Raw genomic sequence first — 18,536 nt, forward strand, 5'->3', positions numbered from 1 at the left:
GCGGGAGGTGGGGCCCAGCTCAGCTCGCGATCAGTGCACGACGTCGTCCACCGAGGGCGACTCGTTGCGGGACAGGTTGATGCCGAGGTTCGCCGCGGCGCGCTCGAGGTCCTCGTCGTCGGAGTCGCGCATCTCGATCGCCGCGCCGTCGCTGGAGAGCACCTCGACGTTGAGGCACAGCGACTGGAGCTCCTTGAGGAGCACCTTGAACGACTCCGGGATGCCCGGCTCGGGGATGTTCTCCCCCTTGACGATCGCCTCGTACACCTTGACGCGGCCGACCACGTCGTCCGACTTGATCGTCAGCAGCTCCTGCAGCGTGTAGGCGGCGCCGTACGCCTGCATCGCCCAGCACTCCATCTCACCGAAGCGCTGGCCACCGAACTGCGCCTTACCACCCAGCGGCTGCTGCGTGATCATCGAGTACGGGCCGGTGGAGCGGGCGTGGATCTTGTCGTCGACCAGGTGGTGCAGCTTCAGGATGTACATGTAGCCGACCGACACCGGGTACGGGTACGGCTCGCCGGAGCGGCCGTCGAACAGCGTGGCCTTGCCGTTCTCCTTGACCATGCGCTCGCCGTCGCGGTTCGGCTTGGTGCAGCCGAGCAGGCCGGTGAGCTCCTCCTCCTTCGCGCCGTCGAACACCGGGGTGGCGGTGTTCGTGCCCGGCGCGACGTCGTAGAGCTCCGGCGACAGGTTCTTCGCCCAGTCCGGGTTGCCCTCGATCGTCCAGCCCTGCGACGCCAGCCAGCCCAGGTGCAGCTCGAGGATCTGGCCGATGTTCATCCGGCGCGGCACACCGTGGGTGTTCAGGATGATGTCGACCGGGGTGCCGTCCTCCATGAACGGCATGTCCTCGACCGGCAGGATCTTGCCGATGACACCCTTGTTCCCGTGCCGGCCGGCGAGCTTGTCGCCCGGCTGGATCTTGCGCTTCTGGGCCACGTACACGCGGACCAGCTCGTTGACGCCCGGGGGCAGCTCGTCGTCGTCCTCGCGCGAGAACACGCGGATGCCGATGACCTTGCCGGTCTCGCCGTGCGGCACCTTCAGGGAGGTGTCGCGGACCTCGCGGGCCTTCTCGCCGAAGATCGCGCGGAGCAGGCGCTCCTCCGGGGTCAGCTCGGTCTCGCCCTTCGGCGTGACCTTGCCGACCAGGATGTCGCCGTCGCGGACCTCGGCACCGATGCGGATGATGCCCCGCTCGTCGAGGTCGGCGAGCACCTCCTCGGAGACGTTCGGGATGTCCCGGGTGATCTCCTCGGCGCCCAGCTTCGTGTCGCGGGCGTCGATCTCGTGCTCCTCGATGTGGATCGACGTCAGCACGTCGTCCTGCACCAGGCGCTCGGAGAGGATGATCGCGTCCTCGTAGTTGTGGCCCTCCCACGGCATGACCGCGACGAGCAGGTTCTTGCCGAGCGCCATCTCACCGTTCTCGGTGGACGGGCCGTCGGCGATGACCTGACCCTGCTCGACCCGGTCGCCCTCGTTCACGATCGGGCGGTGGTTGAAGCAGGTCCCGTGGTTGGAGCGGCGGAACTTGTACAGCCCGTAGCTCTTCCGGGTGCCGTCGTCGTGCATGATCGTGATCAGGTCGGCCGAGAGCTCCTCGACGACACCGGCCTGCTCGGCGACGAGCACGTCACCGGCGTCGACCGCAGCGCGCAGCTCCACACCCGTGCCCACGTACGGGGCCTGGTTGCGCAGCAGCGGCACGGCCTGGCGCTGCATGTTCGCGCCCATCAGCGCGCGGTTCGCGTCGTCGTGCTCGAGGAACGGGATCATCGCGGTCGCGACCGAGACCATCTGCCGCGGCGAGACGTCCATGTAGTCGATTTCCATCGGGTCGATCAGCTCGACCTCGCCACCCTTGCGGCGGCCCAGGACCTTCTCCTCGACGAAGTGGCCGTCTTCGGTCAGCGGCGCGTTGGCCTGCGCCTTGACGAAGCGGTCCTCCTCGTCCGCGGTGAGGTAGTCGACCTGGTCGGTGACCTGGCCGTCGACGACCTTGCGGTACGGCGTCTCGATGAAGCCGAACGGGTTGACCCGCGCGTACGAGCAGAGCGAGCCGATCAGGCCGATGTTCGGGCCTTCCGGCGTCTCGATCGGGCACATCCGGCCGTAGTGCGACGGGTGGACGTCCCGGACCTCCATGCCGGCGCGCTCACGGGACAGACCGCCGGGGCCCAGCGCCGAGAGGCGGCGCTTGTGGGTCAGGCCCGACAGCGGGTTGTTCTGGTCCATGAACTGCGACAGCTGCGAGGTGCCGAAGAACTCCTTGATCGCCGCGCCGATCGGGCGGATGTTGATCAGGGTCTGCGGCGTGATCGCCTCGACGTCCTGCGTGGTCATGCGCTCGCGCACGACGCGCTCGGTGCGGGAGAGGCCGACCCGGATCTGGTTCTGGATCAGCTCGCCGACCGTGCGCAGGCGCCGGTTGCCGAAGTGGTCGATGTCGTCGGTCTCGACCGGGATCTCGGTGCCGTTCGCCGCGGTCATCTTGTCCTCGCCGGCGTGCAGCCGGACCAGGTACTCGATGGTGGTGACGATGTCCTCTTCGGTCAGCGTCCCGGTGTCGTACGGCGTCTCGAGGCCCAGCTTCTTGTTGACCTTGTACCGGCCGACCTTGGCCAGGTCGTAGCGCTTCGCCTTGAAGAACAGGTTCTCCAGCAGGGTCTGCGCGCTCTCCTTCGTCGGCGGCTCGCCCGGGCGCAGCTTGCGGTAGATGTCGAGCAGCGCCTCGTCGGTGCCCGCGGTGTGGTCCTTCTCGAGGGTGGCCAGCAGCGTCTCCGAGAAGGAGAAGCGCTCGCGGATCGCCTCGGTGGTCCAGCCGAGCGCCTTCAGCAGCACGGTGACCGGCTGGCGGCGCTTGCGGTCGATGCGGACGCCGACGGTGTCGCGCTTGTCGACGTCGAACTCGAGCCACGCGCCGCGGCTCGGGATCACGCGGACGCTGTAGACGTCCTTGTCGGTCGTCTTGTCGACGTCCTTCGAGTAGTAGACGCCCGGCGAGCGGACCAGCTGGGACACGACGACACGCTCGGTGCCGTTGATGATGAAGGTGCCCTTGTCGGTCATCACCGGGAAGTCACCGAGGAAGACCGTCTGGCTCTTGATCTCACCCGTGTTGTTGTTGACGAACTCCGCCGTCACGAACAGCGGGGCGGCGTAGGTCATGTCCTTGTCCTTGCACTCCTCGATCGAGGCCTTGACCTCGTCGAAGCGCGGAGCGGAGAAGGACAGGGACATCGAGCCGGAGAAGTCCTCGATCGGGGAGATCTCGTTCAGGACCTCTTCGAGGCCGCCGACCGGGTTCTCTTCTCCTTCTTCGACACGGCGTTCGAACCACGCTTCGTCCCCGGTGAACCACTGGAACGACTGGATCTGGACGTCGAGCAGGTTGGGGGTGCTGAGGGGTTCGCGAATCTTTGCGAAGGAAACCCGCTTGGGCGCGCCGGGGATTCCCGAGGCGTGCGCTGACTCCGAGCGAGATTCAGCCGAGGTGGTCGCAGCAGTGGCCTGGTTCGCGGGAGAGACTGCCAAGATGCGTCCTTCCGGGGACAATGAGCGGTGACGGCCGCCATAGCAACAGCTATCAGCGACTGTCAAGGGTGCCGTGTGCCCACTATCCTAACTACCGGCTCCGGGCAGCCTGAAAGAGGGCAGCGCAAAGAGGCAGTCTAGCCCGAACGGCGCGGTCTGTCCAGGGGGCGCTCCCGATGGGGCCCAGCCTGCCTCGCGACGTCTTCAGGTATGCCTCCAGGCGAACCGGTTGTCCCTCCCGCAAGGGCCGCCGGTTTCGCCGTCGGGAGTAAGCGTGAACCCAGCGGGCCCGAGAGTCAAGATGCCACACGGGGGTCCCGCCGGTTGGCGCAGCGTGGAAGAGGGTCAGCGGAGCGTGAGCGGCCGAATATCTTGGCAGTTACCCGCCGGTAGCGCCACTAATAGGGGCTCCACCTGCGGGTTTCCCCCCTGACCGGCTGTGGCGGGGACCACGGGCCCCACCCTGTTTTTTCTGCTTCGTGAAGCCGCGCGGACGGTGCGCCGACGGCCCGGTGCGGCCGCCGGCACAGGCCGCTACCGTGCACGGAGGGAGATCATTCGTGGTCGAGGGGTAACCGAAATGTCCGATCTGTGCGATCTGGTCGAGCGCGTGCGCGCCGGCGGTGACGCGGGCGCCGCGATGGTCGAGGAATTCCGCCGCACCGCCGTGCTGGTCCCGCGGGACCGAGCCGGGCGGCTGGCCGCCGCCGACGCCGGCGGGATCCGCTGGGTCTTCGCCTTCACCGCACCCGCCGAGCTGGCCCGCTGGGCGCTGGCCCGCGGCGGCGACGGCGGCACCGGGCAGGACTACGTCACGATCCTGGGCCGGCGGCTGCTCACCGTGGCCCCGGCGGCCGCGGGCAGGCCGGCCGGCGTCGCGCTCGACGTCGCCGGCGGGCGGCCGATGCTGCTGCCGCCGATGCGGGGCATCGTGCCCGACGACTTCGCCCTGGACGCCTGATGGCCGGCGAAGGGTACGGCCTCGACCCGGCCGCGCTGCACGAGACCGCACAGGGCATCGACGAGGCGATCGGCGAGCTGAAGGCCATCGGGTTCGCCGAGGGCGCCGAGGCCGGGCGCGGGTTCTCGGAGCTGGAGCTGTCCGGGCTCGAGACGGGCCACGCGGGCCTCCAAGACGCCTTCGCGCAGTTCTGCGAGCGCTGGGAGTGGGGTGTGCGCACGCTGGTGCAGGACGGCAACCAGATCGCCGCCCGGCTCGGCCTCGCCGCCGGCCGCTACCACGACATGGAGCAGTACGCGGCCGGCCTGCTCAAGGACGTCGCCGCCGACCTCGGCGGCAACCCGCACCAGAGTGACGAGCAGACCGAGCAGCAGTCCTGGCAGCAGCTGGCGGCCGGCGCGCGCCCGGACTACAGCGCGGACTCGTGGGACAAGGCCGGGCAGCAGATGGCCGCGCAGTGGAAGGCGGAGGGCCGCGACCTCGCCGAGGGCCCGATGGGCCTGGGCAAGGCGGCCGCCGGGCTGGCCGGTGCGGGCGACGAATTCGCGCGCACCGAAGACCACGTGTTCGGCCCGGCCCCCGAGGAGCGCTGATGGGGCTCTGGGAGTTCCTCGACGAGATCGAAGAGGACGCCGAGGACGCGGTGGAGGCCATCGGCCGCGGCGTGGGCGAGGTCGCGGACAAGGCGGCGCACGTCGTCGGTGCCGGTCTGGACGCCATCGGCCTGCACTCGGCGGCCGAGGCCGTCGACGGCCTCGGCGACAGCGTCGCGGACACGCTCGGCGCCCAGGTCGGCGAGGCGCAACTCGGGCAGACCGACGACCCGGTGAAGCTGGTCCACGGCGACGCGGGCGCGTTGCGGACGGCGGCCGGCCACCTGGCGAAGTTCGGCGCGGCGTTCACCAAGACGGCCGACGGGCTCCGCCGGATCGACACGGCCCACTGGACCGGCGACGCGGCCGACAAGTTCCGCGCGGGCTACCACCAGCACCCCACGCAGTGGTCCGACGCGGCGGAGGCGTGTACGCGCGCTTCGGCGGCGTTGACCGCGTACGCCGACGTCGTCCAGTGGGCACAGGGGCAGGCAGCCGAGGCCGCGCGCTTGTTCGCGGCGGCGCAGCGGCAGTCGGCACAGGCGCAAGCCATGCAATCCGGCCCGGCCACCGACCCGGGCGCCGCGGGACGCCAGCGCGCCCAGCAGGTGCTGCGCGACGCCAGGGCGCGACGCGACGCGGAAGGCGACCGCGCGAAGGCGGCGCTGGAGGCGGCGACGGCGAAGGCGCCCGCGGAGCCCCGCTTCACGGACCGGCTCCTGGCGGAGGGCAGCGACCTCTTCCAGCAGGCGGGCGACGGCGTCGTCCACTTCTACGGCGGCATCGTCAAGGGCGCGGGCGGCATCCTGAAGTTCGGCAGGTCCCTGAACCCGCTGGACCCGTACAACATGACCCACCCGGCGGAGTACGTGGCGGGGCTTTCGGGCACGGCGGCCGGGCTGCTGCACACGGTGAACCACCCGCTGGACGTGGTGGAGGGCATGCTCGGCGACGGCTGGGGCAGCGACCCGTTCGAGGCGATGGGCAAGCTGGTCCCGAACGTGGCGCTGGCGGTGGCCTCGGACGGAGCGGGAGCAGCAGGCGAGCGCGTCACGGCAGCGGGCGAGGAAGCAGCGGAGTCGGCGGCGACGGCGGGCCGCGAGGCGAGCGCGGTCGAGCGCCCGTCGGCGGTGGCCGAGCACCCGGTCGAGCCCCCACCGCCGGCCGAGGACTTCGGCCCCGCGGGCCATGACTTCGCCCCGCCGGAGAAGGAGCCGGCGACTCCGGCGGGCTGGTCGACGGAAAACCCGCACGAGGCGGCCTTCGACAAGTCGGAGCTGGTCGAGCACCCGGGCGCCGAGCCGCCCCCGCCGCCGCCCGACCGGATACTGCAGGAACAGATCGACCGGGCACCGAACGTCGGGCTGGCGGACGAAGAGATCCGCGCGCTCGACCGCTACACGGGCATGGCGCACCAGGACATCAACGCGGCGCTGCGGAACGGCGACTTCGGCGCACTGCAGGCCATGGACTCCGAGATCCGCGAGATGGTCTCCGGGCTGGAAAAACTGCCCCCGCACGTCGGCGAGGTGCACCGCGGCATCCAGATCAGCGACATCGACGCCTTCCTGGACCGGTACCAGGTCGGCAACGTGGTCAGGGAACCCGCGTTCACCAGCACGGACGCGGCGGTGCCCTACAGCGGCAACGTCCAGATGACCATCGAGTCGACGACCGGACGCGACATCTCGTGGCTCAAGGACCCGTCGGTCGGGCAGCAGGAGGTGCTGTTCCCGCCGGGCCGCGAGTTCGAAGTGGTGTGGCGAGAACTCGATCCCGCGACCGGGACGTGGCACTTCAAGCTGCGGGAACGGGGGTACTGAAATGCCGTTCGAAGAGGGCGAAACCGTCGAATCGCTGCGCGCCATGGGATTGTCCGACGAGGCGATCGAGCTGCGCCGGAAGCACCACACCCCGCGCAGCATGCTGAGCCCCGAAATCCGGGCGGACATCGAGCGGACCTTTGCCCGGATAGCGGAGCTGCGCCGCAAGGGGCACATCGCGAAACCGCGCGAAGGCGACAACTTCGTCCCCGGGTATCGCGAGGACACCGGCGTCATCCTCGGCTCGAAGCCGGCTTCGCCACCGCCGCCAGTTTCGCTGACGGACGACCACGAGTGGGACGGCGCCACCCTGCGGACCACCTACCACCCGGACGAGCTGCAGCTGCGCGACCGGATCGCCGACGCCGCACGCGACGGGCACTGGGACCGGTTCTTCGAGCTGGTCGGGCCGCGGATCAACCGCGTCCGGCCGGGTGACGCCGAAGGGCTCACCCCGCTGCACCAGGCCGCCCTGCAGGGCGCGCCCGCGCAGGTCGTCCAGGGGCTGATCGAACGCGGCGCCTGGCGATGGCTGGAGACGACATCCGGGCACACCGCCCAGCAGCTGGCCGCCGAACGCAACCACGCCCACCTCGCCAAGCTGCTCCTGCCGCGCAACCGCCGCTCGGTGACCAGGGACGTCCTGCGTGGCCTCGAAGAACAGCTGCACCTGCTCATCCGCGGCCGCGCCGCCGAGCTGGTCCTCAAGTGGCAGCTCCGCCTCCCCCAGCTCGCTCCGCTCACCGAGATGACCGAACCGAAGCTGTGGTTCCCCGTCCCGGAGCTCTACGGCGGCTTCAGCATCGAACTGCACGAGACCGAACTGCAGGTCAAGAGCTGGAACCGGGTCGTCGAAGGCTGGGCGCGCACCCACCGCGTCACCCGCGACACGATCCAGCAGCTCTAAAGCCAGTCCGGCAGCGGCTCGGTCGCCGCCAGCCAGTCCGGCGGTGCCGGGGTGCCGCCTGCCGCCAGTACTCCGCCCACGATCGCGCCCACCGTGTCGACGTCCTCCGCCAGCTGGGCGACCGTCCACAGCGCGTCGGCGAAGCTGTCCCTGTAGCGGGCCGCGATCCACAGCGCCAGCGGGACCGTGTCGTGCGCTGCGATCTCCCGGCCCGTCCCCAGCGCCGCGGCGGCTTCGCGCGGGTCCGTCACCTGGAGCGCCTTCTCCAGCCCGGACCGGACCCAGCCCGGCGGCACCAGCGGAATCACCCCGCGCAGCAGATCGCCTGAAGGCGACGACGCCCGCAACGCCGCTGCCGCCGCGACGGCCACCGCGCCCGCCACGCCTTCGAAGTGCGCGTGCGTGATCTCCGCCGACAGCTCCGCCTGCCGCAGCGCCTGCGGGAGGTCGTCGCAGAACCACGCCCCCAGCGGGGCCACGCGCATCGCCGCGCCGTTGCCCCACGAGCCACGGCCGTTCGTCACGTTCACCGCGCGCCACGGCTGCCCGGCCCGGATCTGGTTCAGCCGCCACTCCGCGCCCGAGCCGTAGCCGCGGGCGGGGTCCATGTGCGCCGCGAACGACGCCGCCAGCGCGTCCTGGTCGATCACGCCGTGGCGGCGCAGGACGGCGAAGACCGAACACGCCATCTCGGTGTCGTCGGTCCAGGCCCACGGCGCGGGCGGCAGCCGCCGTCCGACGACGTCCGGGTGGTCGCCGGGCAGCAGGATCTGCGCGCCGAACGCGTCGCCGGCCGCCAGCCCGGCGAGCGACGCGCTGGCTGCTTCGAGCCCCAACGAACTACTGCTTGCTGACCGACGCCGGCTTCACGACGTAGACGACCCGGTGCTGCACGTCCCCGGGCGGACCGTCGAGCTTGAGGCCGTAGCGCTCGGCCAGCTCGGCGAAGAACTTGCCATCGGAGTCGTCGTCGATGCGCTCCACCGTGCCGCGGACCTCGAGGTACCGGTACGGCTGCTCCGGGTCGTTGATCGACAGCGCGACCTCCGGGTGGGCCGTCACGTTCTTGTACTTCTGCCGGACCGTGGTGTTCGTGAACCGGACGTACTCGCCGTCCCACGCGAACCACATCGGGTTGACCTGCGGCTTCCCGTCGGGCCGGATCGTGGCCAGGTGGGCGTACAGCGGCCGCTCCAACAGATCGCGGTGGCTGTCCGGGATCAAGCTCATCGGTTCCTCTTACTTCGACGGCGACGGGGACGCCGGGGCCGAGGAGGACGGTGCCGGCGTGGCCGCCGGGACCTTCGGCGCGTTGTAGGTGTCCATGTCGGTGATCTTCCACTTGTCGCCCTGGAGCTGGGCGTTCAGGTGGAGCTGGGCGGTGCCCGCGGTCGTCTTCTTCGTGTCCGTGCGGGTCGAGGTCTGGTCGACGAAGACCATCACCTTCGCCAGGTCGCCGTTGAGCATGATCACCGCCGCGCGCGTCACCTTGCACGTGACAATCATCTTCTGCTGCGGGGCCAGCCGCTTCACCTCGCCCATCAGCGAGTTGTACTTGTTCTTGACGTCGTCGTTGGCGAGCAGGTCGTTCGCCGCGTCCTCGGTCTTCTTGATGTTGTTGAAGTCGTAGGAGAACAGCGCCTCCGCCGCCTTCGACACGGCGTCCTTCACCTGCGCCGTCTTCGCGACGTCGAGCAGCGCGGTGTTGCTGGTCGCCGAGGAGATCTTGACCTCCTCCGACTTGAACCAGAACGCCAGCCCGCCGAGGATCAGCGCGACGAGCACCAGCGCGCCCGCGACCAGGTACGGCTTCTGCACCTTCGACGCCGCCGCGGGCTTCGCCGGCTCGTCCGCCGCAGCGACCGGGACCTCGGACTCGTCGGTCGGCTTCGCGATGCCCGTGTCACGCTTCTTCCGCCGTGGCGCCGGCTTCGCGTGGGCTTCTTCTTCCTCGGCCTCGGCGGCGTACGCGTCGGCCTCCGGCTTCTCCTCGGTGCCGACCGCCGCGAAGACCTGCGTGTCCTCCGCGGACGAAGTGTCGAGCTGCCCGCGGTCGGCCTCGAACGGCTCGGGCTTGGCCACCGGGCGCGGCACCGGCCGCGGCGTCGGGCGGGGGCGCGGCTTGCGCGGCTCGGCCGGGACCGCGGGGAGCTGACCGGTCCGCTCGGCGGCGGACTCGTCCACCGAAGGCTTGCGCAGCCCGGCCACGCGGGGACGGCGCACCGGCGGGGTGCTGCGAGGCGGCTGGCGGCGGGAGGGGGGCACTGCAGGCTCCTTCTGGGTGACGCTATTGGCCGGCCGCGACGAGCGGGACGCTGTCGATGCCGGACAGCTTCCACTCGTCGCCCACGCGGGTCATCGACACTTCGAGGCGCAGCGGCTTCGCGCTGCTCTTGTCCCCCTGCGTCACGGTCGTGGCGATGGCCGCGAGGAAGCTGGCCTTGCCTTCGTGGTCGTCCAGCTCCTCGACGGCGATGTCCTGGACGTCCGTGGTGACCTTCGTCTTGGCGTCGGCGAGCGCCTTGCGGAACGTCGGCGCCGACTGGTCGATCTGCTGCGACATCTTGTCGTCCGACACGGCCTTCTGCCGGGCGAAGAAGCCGTCCAGGTCCTGGTAGTCGACCTCGGTGTAGGCCTTCAGCGCGTTGGTCCCCGCCTTGACGACGGCCTCGCGCGAGGCCGCCAGGTCGGCGTTGTCGTCGGTCGCCGCGACCCACCACTGGATGCCGAAGATCGCCGCCGCGATCAGCGCGGCCAGCGCCAGCGCCGCGGCGCCGAGCACCAGGATCCGCGAGGACGACTCCTTCGACGGCGGCACCGCGTCCGAGGCCGGCTCCTCGATGTCGTCCACCGCGGTGGCGGCCGGCTCGTCCGAACTCATAACACTCCAGGGTAGGTAACGGTCATCAAATCCACGTCAGGCGAGCCCGAGCAGCGAGCCCAGGCTGGTCAGGCTGACGCCGGGGCTGCCGACGATGCCCGGGACACCCCGCGTGTCGCGCTCCTCCGCGAGCTCCTCGGCCGGCCGGTTCGCGTTGGCCGCGACGTCGGCGTCGGACGGCGCGACCGGCACCCCGCCGTACGGGGCGTTCTGCGCGCCGCGCACGTTGATCGGGCTGCCCTTCGGTTCGGCACAGTACGCGTTGTCGTCCGCGGGCCGCGGCGACAGGTCGTTGCCGGTGCGGAACTGCGAGTACGGGATGTAGCCCTTGGTGCAGGTCGGCGGGTTGAACAGGTTGAGCACCAGCCCGAGGTGCGCGGTGCCGTCGCCGGGGGCGACGCTGCTGGCCGCGCCGGCCAGCGCCGGATAGGTGACCAGGCCCTGCTCGATCCCGTCGAGCCGGGTCACGGTCAGGTTGGCCGTGGTGAGCAGGTTCGCCGTCAGCGCGCCGAGACCGGGCCCTGACTCCTTCAGCACCTGGCTGACCTGGGCCGCCACCTGCGGCGTGATGCCGATGAGCTTGCGCAGGTCGCCGTCGGAGTTCTTCAGCGTGCCGGTGAGCTCGTTGAGGCTCTTGCTGAACGACGCGAAGTTCGCCGCCTCCGCGTTCTGCGTGTCCAGGACCTTGCCGCCCTGGTCCAGCAGCTGGATCGTCTGCGGCAGGTACTGCTGCGCGGTCGTGGTGAAGCTGCGCGCGGTGTCCAGCAGCTTCTGCAGGTCGCCGCCGGTGCCGCGGAACGCGTCGTAGGACTCGTCGACGACCGTGCGCAGCGAGTCGACCGGGACCGACGCGGCCAGCGTGTCGAGGTCGCCGATCAGGCGGTCGGTGCCGACCGGGGTGGTCGTCTTCGACGCCGGGATGACCGAGCCCGCCGCCAGGTACGGGCCCTTGTCGGCCTTGGGCTTGAGGTCGACGTACTGCTCGCCGACCGCCGACCGGTTGGCGACGACCGCGTCGAGGTCCGCGGGCACCTTCGGCGCCGACGGGTCGATGTTCAGGTCGGCCTCCAGCCCGGTCGGGGTCAGCCGCATCTCGCCCACCCGGCCGATGTTGTAGCCGCGGTAGGTGACCTCGGCGTTGGTGAAGATGCCGCCCGACTCGTTGAGCTGCAGCTTCACCGTGTAGCCGTCGTTGCCGAAGACGCTGCCGAGCCCGGCGAACCGGATCAGCGCGTACACGATCGCGACGACGGAAATGATCGCGAAGGCGATCAGCTGGATCTTCGTCCGGCGCACCAGCATCAGCCCGCACCTCCCGACAGGAGCCCGAAGAGATTGCCGAGGCCCGGCTGCTGCGCTGGCCCGGACTGCGGCCCGGCACCGGGGATCGGCAGCGGCGGCGGCTGGTTGGCCGGGGTGCCGGCGACCCCGCCGGTCAGGCCCGGCAGCGGGATCTGCCCGGCCAGGGGGTTCTGCCTGCTGTTGCCCAGGTTCTCGACGATGGTCTTCAGGTTGAGGTCCACCTTCGCGAACAGGTTGAAGTAGTCGCCCTTGACGTCGTTGACGGCTTGGTCGCTGAACGGGAACGTCAGCAGGATCTCCAGCGCCTTCGGCAGGTCGTTGCCCGCTTCGCCGAGCTTCTGCAGCGTCGGGGTCAGCGCCTTGAGGTCGGCGACGAGGTCCTTCTGCGACTTGTTGATCGTGTCGGTCGCGACGCCGGAGAGGTTCTCCAGCGCCTGCAGCATCGTGACCAGCTGGCCGCGCTGCTGCTCCAGGACGCCGAGGCCGGGCGCGAGGTTGTCGACCGCGCCGACCAGCTTGTCCTTCTGGTCCTTGAGCGTGGAGGACAGCCGGTTCAGCCCGTCGATGGCCCGGGTGATGTTCCTCGACTGCTTGTCGAGGTTCGTCACGAGCTCGTTCGCGTTGTCCAGCAGCGCCTTGATGTCGGGCTCACGGCCGGAGGTGGCGTTGTTGAGCTCCTTGGTGATGGTGTTGAGCTGGTCGACACCACCGCCGTTGAGCAGCAGCGACAGTGCGCCGAGCAGCTCTTCGACCTCGACGCTGCGGTTCGTGCGGGCCAGCGGGATGGTCGCGTTGTCGGCGAGCTTGCCCTGGGCCTGCTCGGCGCCCGGGGAGGCCAGCTCGACGTACTTCTCGCCCAGCAGGCTCGACTGCTTCACGTTGGCGAGCGCGTTGGCCGGCAGCTTGATGTCGCCGTTGACCTTCAGCGTCACCAGCGCGTGCCAGCCGTCCTTGGTCAGGCCGACGTTCTCGACGCGGCCCACCGGCACCTCGTCGACCTTGACCCCGGCCTGCGGGGTCAGGTCGGTCACGTCCCGGAACTCGACGTTCACCGTGTACGGGTGGTCGCCGAGGTCCGCGCCACCGGGCAGCGGCAGGTCGTAGATGCCGTTGAACGCGCAGCCGGACAGCGTCAGCGCCGACACCGTGGCGAGCGCACCGACGGTCAGGAGCTTCTTCACTGGCCACCTCCGTAGAGCTGCCCCGCGATGGGCAGCGGGAGCGGTGGCAGCTGACCGGACTGCAGGGCCTGCACGGTCTGCGCCACCGAAGGCAGCGGGATCACCTTGTCGACCACGCCGGCGATGTTCTCGCAGGCGTTGCCGAGCACGTCCGGGATGCTGTTGGTGCCGACCTGCTTGAGCAGCCGGCAGATCATCACCAGCGGCGGCTGGGTCAGCTCGTTGAGGTTCGGCCGGGCGTCGAGCGTGCCGGACGAGCCGTTGTAGGTGTTGACCAGGTTGCTCAGACCGACCGGCGCGACGTCCAGGATCTCGGCGAGCGAGCTGCGCTGGTCGACGAGCACCTTCGTGATCCCGGCCAGCTTGTCCACATTGGACTTGAGCCGGTCGTGGTTCTGGTCGATGAACGCCTGCACCGACGTCAGCGTGGTGCCCAGCTGCTGCACGGTCGCGGCGAGGTTGTCCTTTTCGGACGCCAGGTAGCCGCTGACGTCGGCGAGCTGGCTTTCGAAGCCGCGGACCTGCTTGTCGGAGTCGGCCAGCGTCTGGGAGAACTTGCCGAGGTTCTCGACGGTGGAGAACAGGTCGTCCTTGTTGCCGGCCAGCGTCCCGGCCGCCTGGCCGAGCTTGGTGATCGTGTCGTGCAGGGCCTGCCCATTGCCGTCGACATTGGCCGCCGCGGTGTTGAGCAGGTTCGACAGCGACCCGTTCTTGTTGGCGCCGTTCGGGCCGAGGGTCTCGCTGACCCGGGCCAGGCTGGCCGCCAGCTGGTCGACCTCGAGGGGCACCTCGGTGCGGTCGAGGCCGATGACCGCGCCGTCGGAGATGCGCGGGCCACCGGTGTAGGCCGGGGCGAGCTGGATGTAGCGGTCCGACACCAGCGACGGCGCCACGATGAGCGCCTTCGCGTCGGCCGGCACGGGCACCGAGCGGTCGTACTCGAAGTCGACCCGCACCTGGTTGCCCATCGGCTGGATCTTGGTGACCGTGCCCATGTCGACGCCGAGCATCCGGACGCTGTTGCCCTCGTACAGGCCGACGGCGCCGGCGAAGTACGCCGTCAGGTGGTTGCGGCCGGCGTCCTTGAGGGTCCACCAGATCCCGCCGGCGACGACGAGCGCCAGGACGATCGCGATGGTGAAGCCCCGGGTCAAGGCTTGGCCGAAGCGGGTGTCACTCATTTCGTGTAGCACCCCTCTTCGTTGATCGGGCCCATCGACGGCAGCAGCAGGCCGCAGATGTAGTTGTCGAACCAGCGGCCGTTGCCGATGGTGTTGGTGAAGACCCGGATGAACGGCGCGAAGTCCTTGATGCCCTGGGCCAGGGAGTCCTGGTTGCGCTGCAGCATCGACGTCAGCTGGTCGAGCTGGGTGAGTACCGGATCGAGCTGCTTGTCGTTGTCGTCGATCAGACCCTGCAGCTGCGTCGCCAGCTCACGGGAGCCGTTGAGCAACGACGTGATCGCGTCCTCCCGCTTGGCCAGCTCGTCGAGCAGCAGGTTGCCGTCGTTGAGCAGCTTCTGCACTTCGGCGTCGCGGTCGACGAGCGTCTGCGAGACCTCGCGGGTGTTGGCGAGCAGGTTCGACAGCTGCTGGTCGCGCGAGGCGATCGTGTCGGACAGCTTCGACAGGCCGGACAGCGCGCCCTTCACGTCCTCCGGCGTGTTGGCGAAGGTCTGCGAGATCGTGTCGAAGCTCTTCGCCAGCTGCTTGGTGTCGATGTTGTCGACCGTCTGCGAGAGCCCGCGGAACGCGTCGAGCACGTCGTAGGGGGCCATCGTGCGGTCACGCGGGATCGCGGTGCCCGGGTTCAGCGAGCCCTGGCCCTGCGGGTCCAGCGACAGGTACTTCTGGCCGAGCAGCGTCTTGATCTTGATCGCTGCGCTCGTCCGGTCGCCCAGCCAGGCGTCCTTGACCTTGAACGACACCTTGACCGACGCGCCGTCGAGCTCGATGTCGCTGACCTTGCCGACCTTGACGCCGGCGATCCGGACGTCGTTGTCCTTCTGCAGCCCGGCGGCCTCGCTGAACTCCGCGGAGTACGTCGTCCCGCCGCCGATCAGCGGCAGGTCGTCGGAGTTCAGCGCGGCGATGAACCCGAGCGCCAGCACGGCGATCCCGACCAGCGCGATCGGCACGGGGTTGCGCTTCTGGAACGACTTCATCCCTTGCACCTCTCCCGGTTGGCCGGCAGGAGGGGCAGCGCGACGTCGTTGATCAGTGGGGGCAAGCTGACGCTCCCGGAGAACTCGCAGGCGTAGAAGTTGAACCAGGAGCCGTAGTCCGCGGTGCGGGTCAGCGTGCTCACCTTGGTGGGCAGGAACTGGATGAAGTGCTCCAGCTCCGGCTCGTTCTTGTTCAGCTCGTTCGTCAGGTTCCCCAGCGCGCTGATGTCGTTCTTCAGCGGCTCACGGACCTGCCCGAGCAGGCCGGACGTCGTCTCGGCCAGGTTGCCGAGGCTCTCGATCGCGTCCCCGATCGGCTTGCGGTCCGCCGACAGCCCGGACACGAGCTGCTGCAGCTTCACGATGAGGTCGTTGAGCTGCGGGGTGTGCGCGTTGACCGTGTCGAGCACCGAGTTGAGGTTGTCGATGACCTCGCCGATCACCTGGTCCTTGTCGGCGATCGTGGTGGCCAGCGACGCCGTGTGCGACAGCAGGCTCTCGACGGTGCCGCCCTCGCCCTGCAGGACCTGGATGACCTCGTAGGACAGCTTGTTGACGTCGTCCGGGTTGAGCGCGGTGAACAGCGGCTTGAAGCCGTTGAACAGCTCGGTCAGGTCGAGTGCCGGCGTGGTCCGCTCCAGCGGGATGGTGCCGCCGGGCGGCAGCGTCTTGCCGGAGCTGTCGGTGCCCTCGCCGAGCGAGACGTAGCGCTGGCCGACGAGGTTGCGGAACTTGATCTGCGCGGTCACCCCGGCCGGCAGCGTCCGCCCGGCGTCGACCTCGAACTCGACCTCGGCCTGGCGCTTGTCGACGATCCGCACGTCCTTGACCTGCCCGACCCGGACGCCGGCGATGCGGACGTCGTCGTTGGGCAGCAGCAGCGTCGCGTCGGTGAAGCGCGCCTTGTAGGCGTTGGTGCTGGTGGTGTTGATGTTGGCGATGCTGATCCCGAGGATCGTCGTGAACAGCACCGTGACGACCACGAAGATGCCGAGCTTGATCAGCGGCGCGAGCAGGCCCCTCACTTGACCGTCACCTCCGCGCCCCGGTACAGCGGGCCGACGAGCAGCGAGCTCCAGCCCGGCACGTCCGCGGCGTCCATGCCCAGCTGCGGGCCGAGCAGGTCGGCCAGGAACCCCTGCTCCGCGGCCGAGTACGCCAGATCACCACCGGGCGCGCCGTTGCCGGCCGCGTCGGCCTTGAACTTGGCCGGGTTGAGGCCCTCGCCGACCGTCTTCGGCGCGGCCTGGTGCTGGGTGCCGTCCTTGAACGCGCCGTCCGGCGGCTCCGACGGGAACGGCTTCGGGATGTCCTTCATGTCGTAGCAGCGCGGGCCACGCTTGTCCTCGAACCGCGGCTCCTCCTTGCCCGGCTGGTAGGGGGCGCGCGGCACGATGATCTCGATGGTCGCGTGCAGGCCGGGCTTGTCGGTGCCCTTGCCCAGCGCCTGGTCGATGAGCGGCACGTTGTCGGCCATCTGGGAGATCACGCAGGGGTACTCCGGCGCGTACTTCGCCAGCAGCTCGGCGGTGGGCCGGGCGGTGCTCGCGAGGGAGATGATGTTGTCCTTGTTGTTCTGCAGGAACGTCTGCAGGTCCACCGCCGCGGTGGTCAGGCCGCCGTAGAGGTTCGCCAGGTTCTGCCGCTCGTCGACCACGGTCCGGGTCGTCGTGCTCAGGTTGTCCAGGCTCTGCACCAGGTCCGGCGCGGCGTCCTTCAGGTGGTCGGAGAACTCCGCGAGCGCCTTCAGGTTGTGCTGCAGCTCCGGCTCGTGCGGGTTCAGCTCGCCGATGTAGCTGCCCAGCTGCGACAGCGTGTCGCCGAGCTGGTCGCCGCGGCCCTGCAGCGCGGTGGAGATCGCGGTGAGCGTCGCCGACAGCTTCTGCGGCTGGACCGCCTGCAGCACCGGCATCAGGTGGGCGAATGCCTGCTCCAGCTCGACCGCGCTGGACGTGCGGTCCTGCGGGATGACATCGCCGTTCGAGAGGGTCTTCGACGACGGCTTGTCCGGGATCTCCAGCGAGACGAACCGCTCCCCGAAGAGCGTCTTGGGCAGGAACCGCGCCGAGACGTTCTCCGGGATCAGCTTCGCCGACTCGGGCTTGAGCGCCAGCGTCAGCTCCGCGCCGTGGTCGGTGGCGACGATGTCCTGCACCGAGCCGACGATCAGCCCGCGCACCTTGACGTCGGACTGCTTGATCAGCTGGTTGCCGATCTTGTCGGCTTGCAGCTTCACCGTGACGACGGGCGTGAAGGCCTTGTCGTAGAGCGCGATGGACAGCGCCACCCCGCCGACCATCACGGCGATGAGCAGCAGGCCGAGCAGCCTGCGTCGGAGCGTCCTCATCCCGCGATCCTTACCGTGACGTCGGTTCCCCAGATGGCGAACCCGATGAAGAAGTTCATGATCGACACCGTGACGATGGACAGGCGCACGGCCTTGCCGACCGCGACGCCGACACCGGCCGGGCCGCCGGTGGCCCGGTACCCGAAGTAGCAGTGCGACAGGATGATCAAGACGCTGAACAGCAGCACCTTGATGAACGAATAGAGCACGTCCTGCGGTGGCAGGAACAGGTCGAAGTAGTGGTCGTAGGTTCCCGCGGACTGGCCGTAGATGTAGATGACGACCAGTCTCGAAGCGAGGTACGAGCTGAGCAGGCCGATGATGTAGAGCGGGATGACCGCGACGAACCCGGCGATGATCCGCGTCGTCACCAGGTACGGCAGGCTCGGCACGCCCATGACCTCGAGGGCGTCGATCTCCTCGGAGATCCGCATCGCGCCGAGCTGGGCGGTGAAGCCGGCGCCGACCGTCGCACTCAGGGCGAGGCCCGCGACCAGCGGCGCGATCTCGCGGGTGTTGAAGAACGCGGTCAGGAAGCCGGTGAAGGCCGACGTCCCGATCGAGTTCAGCGCCGAATAGCCCTGGAGGCCGACGAGGACACCGGTGAACAGCGTCAGGCCGACCATCACGCCGACCGTGCCGCCGATGACCGCCAGCGAGCCGGAGCCGAAGCTGACCTCGGCGAGCAGCCGGAGGACTTCTTTCGTGTAGCGGCGGATGGTCCGCGGCGTCCACAGCAGCGCCCGGCCGTAGAAGGACATCTGGTCACCGAGGGTGTCCAGCGTCTGGAGGGGTCGGTTGGCGACGCGTTTGGCGCCCTGGAGGAACGTCATG

At 69.6% G+C, this 18,536-nt stretch carries 16 protein-coding genes; 4 read left to right on the forward strand and 12 right to left on the reverse strand.

Annotated elements, in window-relative coordinates; all coding sequences use genetic code 11:
* Nucleotides 1-30: 30 nt before the first annotated feature.
* A complete protein-coding gene (rpoB, locus tag BT341_RS02910) occupies nt 31-3,543 on the reverse strand; it encodes a DNA-directed RNA polymerase subunit beta (RefSeq protein ID WP_072474784.1) in 3,513 nt (1,170 codons plus the stop codon).
* 580 nt (nt 3,544-4,123) lie between these two features.
* Between rpoB and BT341_RS02915 the strand changes: the two genes are divergently transcribed.
* Genes BT341_RS02915 through BT341_RS02930 form a run of 4 tightly spaced genes read left to right on the forward strand, consistent with a single transcriptional unit; the run spans nt 4,124 to nt 7,827 of the window.
* On the forward strand, nt 4,124-4,504 hold the full coding sequence (locus tag BT341_RS02915) for an SseB family protein (protein WP_072474785.1): 381 nt from the start codon (nt 4,124-4,126) through the stop codon (nt 4,502-4,504).
* Nucleotides 4,504-5,097 (forward strand): hypothetical protein, encoded by a 594-nt coding sequence (locus BT341_RS02920; RefSeq protein WP_072474786.1) that lies wholly within the window; start codon nt 4,504-4,506, stop codon nt 5,095-5,097. Before BT341_RS02915 ends, BT341_RS02920 begins: the two co-directional genes overlap by 1 nt.
* Nucleotides 5,097-6,920, forward strand: a complete 1,824-nt coding sequence (locus BT341_RS47245) for a putative T7SS-secreted protein (protein ID WP_072474787.1) — start codon at nt 5,097-5,099, stop codon at nt 6,918-6,920. Before BT341_RS02920 ends, BT341_RS47245 begins: the two co-directional genes overlap by 1 nt.
* Before the next feature lies 1 nt (nt 6,921).
* Complete coding sequence (locus BT341_RS02930) at nt 6,922-7,827, forward strand: ankyrin repeat domain-containing protein (RefSeq protein ID WP_084742729.1); 906 nt, start codon at nt 6,922-6,924, stop codon at nt 7,825-7,827.
* Here BT341_RS02930 and BT341_RS02935 read toward each other — a convergent pair.
* The 11 genes from BT341_RS02935 to BT341_RS02985 all read right to left on the reverse strand — a co-directional run bounded on the left by BT341_RS02935 (nt 7,824) and on the right by BT341_RS02985 (nt 18,535).
* Nucleotides 7,824-8,663 (reverse strand): ADP-ribosylglycohydrolase family protein, encoded by an 840-nt coding sequence (locus BT341_RS02935; protein WP_072474788.1) that lies wholly within the window; start codon nt 8,661-8,663, stop codon nt 7,824-7,826. The two genes, BT341_RS02930 and BT341_RS02935, sit on opposite strands and share 4 nt — an antisense overlap.
* Nucleotides 8,664-8,667: 4 nt before the next feature.
* On the reverse strand, nt 8,668-9,057 hold the full coding sequence (locus tag BT341_RS02940; protein WP_072474789.1) for a PPOX class F420-dependent oxidoreductase: 390 nt from the start codon (nt 9,055-9,057) through the stop codon (nt 8,668-8,670).
* Nucleotides 9,058-9,066: 9 nt separating this feature from the next.
* Complete coding sequence (locus tag BT341_RS02945; protein WP_072474790.1) at nt 9,067-10,035, reverse strand: hypothetical protein; 969 nt, start codon at nt 10,033-10,035, stop codon at nt 9,067-9,069.
* Nucleotides 10,036-10,114: 79 nt separating this feature from the next.
* Nucleotides 10,115-10,708, reverse strand: coding sequence for a hypothetical protein (locus BT341_RS02950; RefSeq protein WP_072474791.1), 594 nt, complete (start codon nt 10,706-10,708; stop codon nt 10,115-10,117).
* Nucleotides 10,709-10,744: 36 nt separating this feature from the next.
* The gene (locus tag BT341_RS02955; protein WP_072474792.1) at nt 10,745-12,010 is read right to left on the reverse strand and encodes an MCE family protein; all 1,266 of its coding nucleotides are present in this window, start codon (nt 12,008-12,010) and stop codon (nt 10,745-10,747) included.
* A complete protein-coding gene (locus tag BT341_RS02960) occupies nt 12,010-13,191 on the reverse strand; it encodes an MCE family protein (protein ID WP_072474793.1) in 1,182 nt (393 codons plus the stop codon). Before BT341_RS02960 ends, BT341_RS02955 begins: the two co-directional genes overlap by 1 nt.
* On the reverse strand, nt 13,188-14,372 hold the full coding sequence (locus tag BT341_RS02965) for an MCE family protein (protein ID WP_072474794.1): 1,185 nt from the start codon (nt 14,370-14,372) through the stop codon (nt 13,188-13,190). Before BT341_RS02965 ends, BT341_RS02960 begins: the two co-directional genes overlap by 4 nt.
* On the reverse strand, nt 14,369-15,355 hold the full coding sequence (locus BT341_RS02970) for an MCE family protein (protein WP_072474795.1): 987 nt from the start codon (nt 15,353-15,355) through the stop codon (nt 14,369-14,371). The genes BT341_RS02965 and BT341_RS02970 overlap by 4 nt, the downstream gene beginning before the upstream one ends.
* Nucleotides 15,352-16,380, reverse strand: a complete 1,029-nt coding sequence (locus BT341_RS02975) for an MCE family protein (RefSeq protein ID WP_072474796.1) — start codon at nt 16,378-16,380, stop codon at nt 15,352-15,354. Before BT341_RS02975 ends, BT341_RS02970 begins: the two co-directional genes overlap by 4 nt.
* Entirely contained in the window at nt 16,377-17,702 is a 1,326-nt protein-coding gene (locus BT341_RS02980) for an MCE family protein (protein WP_072474797.1), read from the reverse strand. Before BT341_RS02980 ends, BT341_RS02975 begins: the two co-directional genes overlap by 4 nt.
* Nucleotides 17,699-18,535 (reverse strand): MlaE family ABC transporter permease, encoded by an 837-nt coding sequence (locus tag BT341_RS02985; RefSeq protein ID WP_072474798.1) that lies wholly within the window; start codon nt 18,533-18,535, stop codon nt 17,699-17,701. Before BT341_RS02985 ends, BT341_RS02980 begins: the two co-directional genes overlap by 4 nt.
* Nucleotide 18,536: the final 1 nt, after the last annotated feature.

Source organism: Amycolatopsis australiensis, from assembly GCF_900119165.1.
Taxonomy (GTDB): Bacteria; Actinomycetota; Actinomycetes; order Mycobacteriales; family Pseudonocardiaceae; genus Amycolatopsis; species Amycolatopsis australiensis.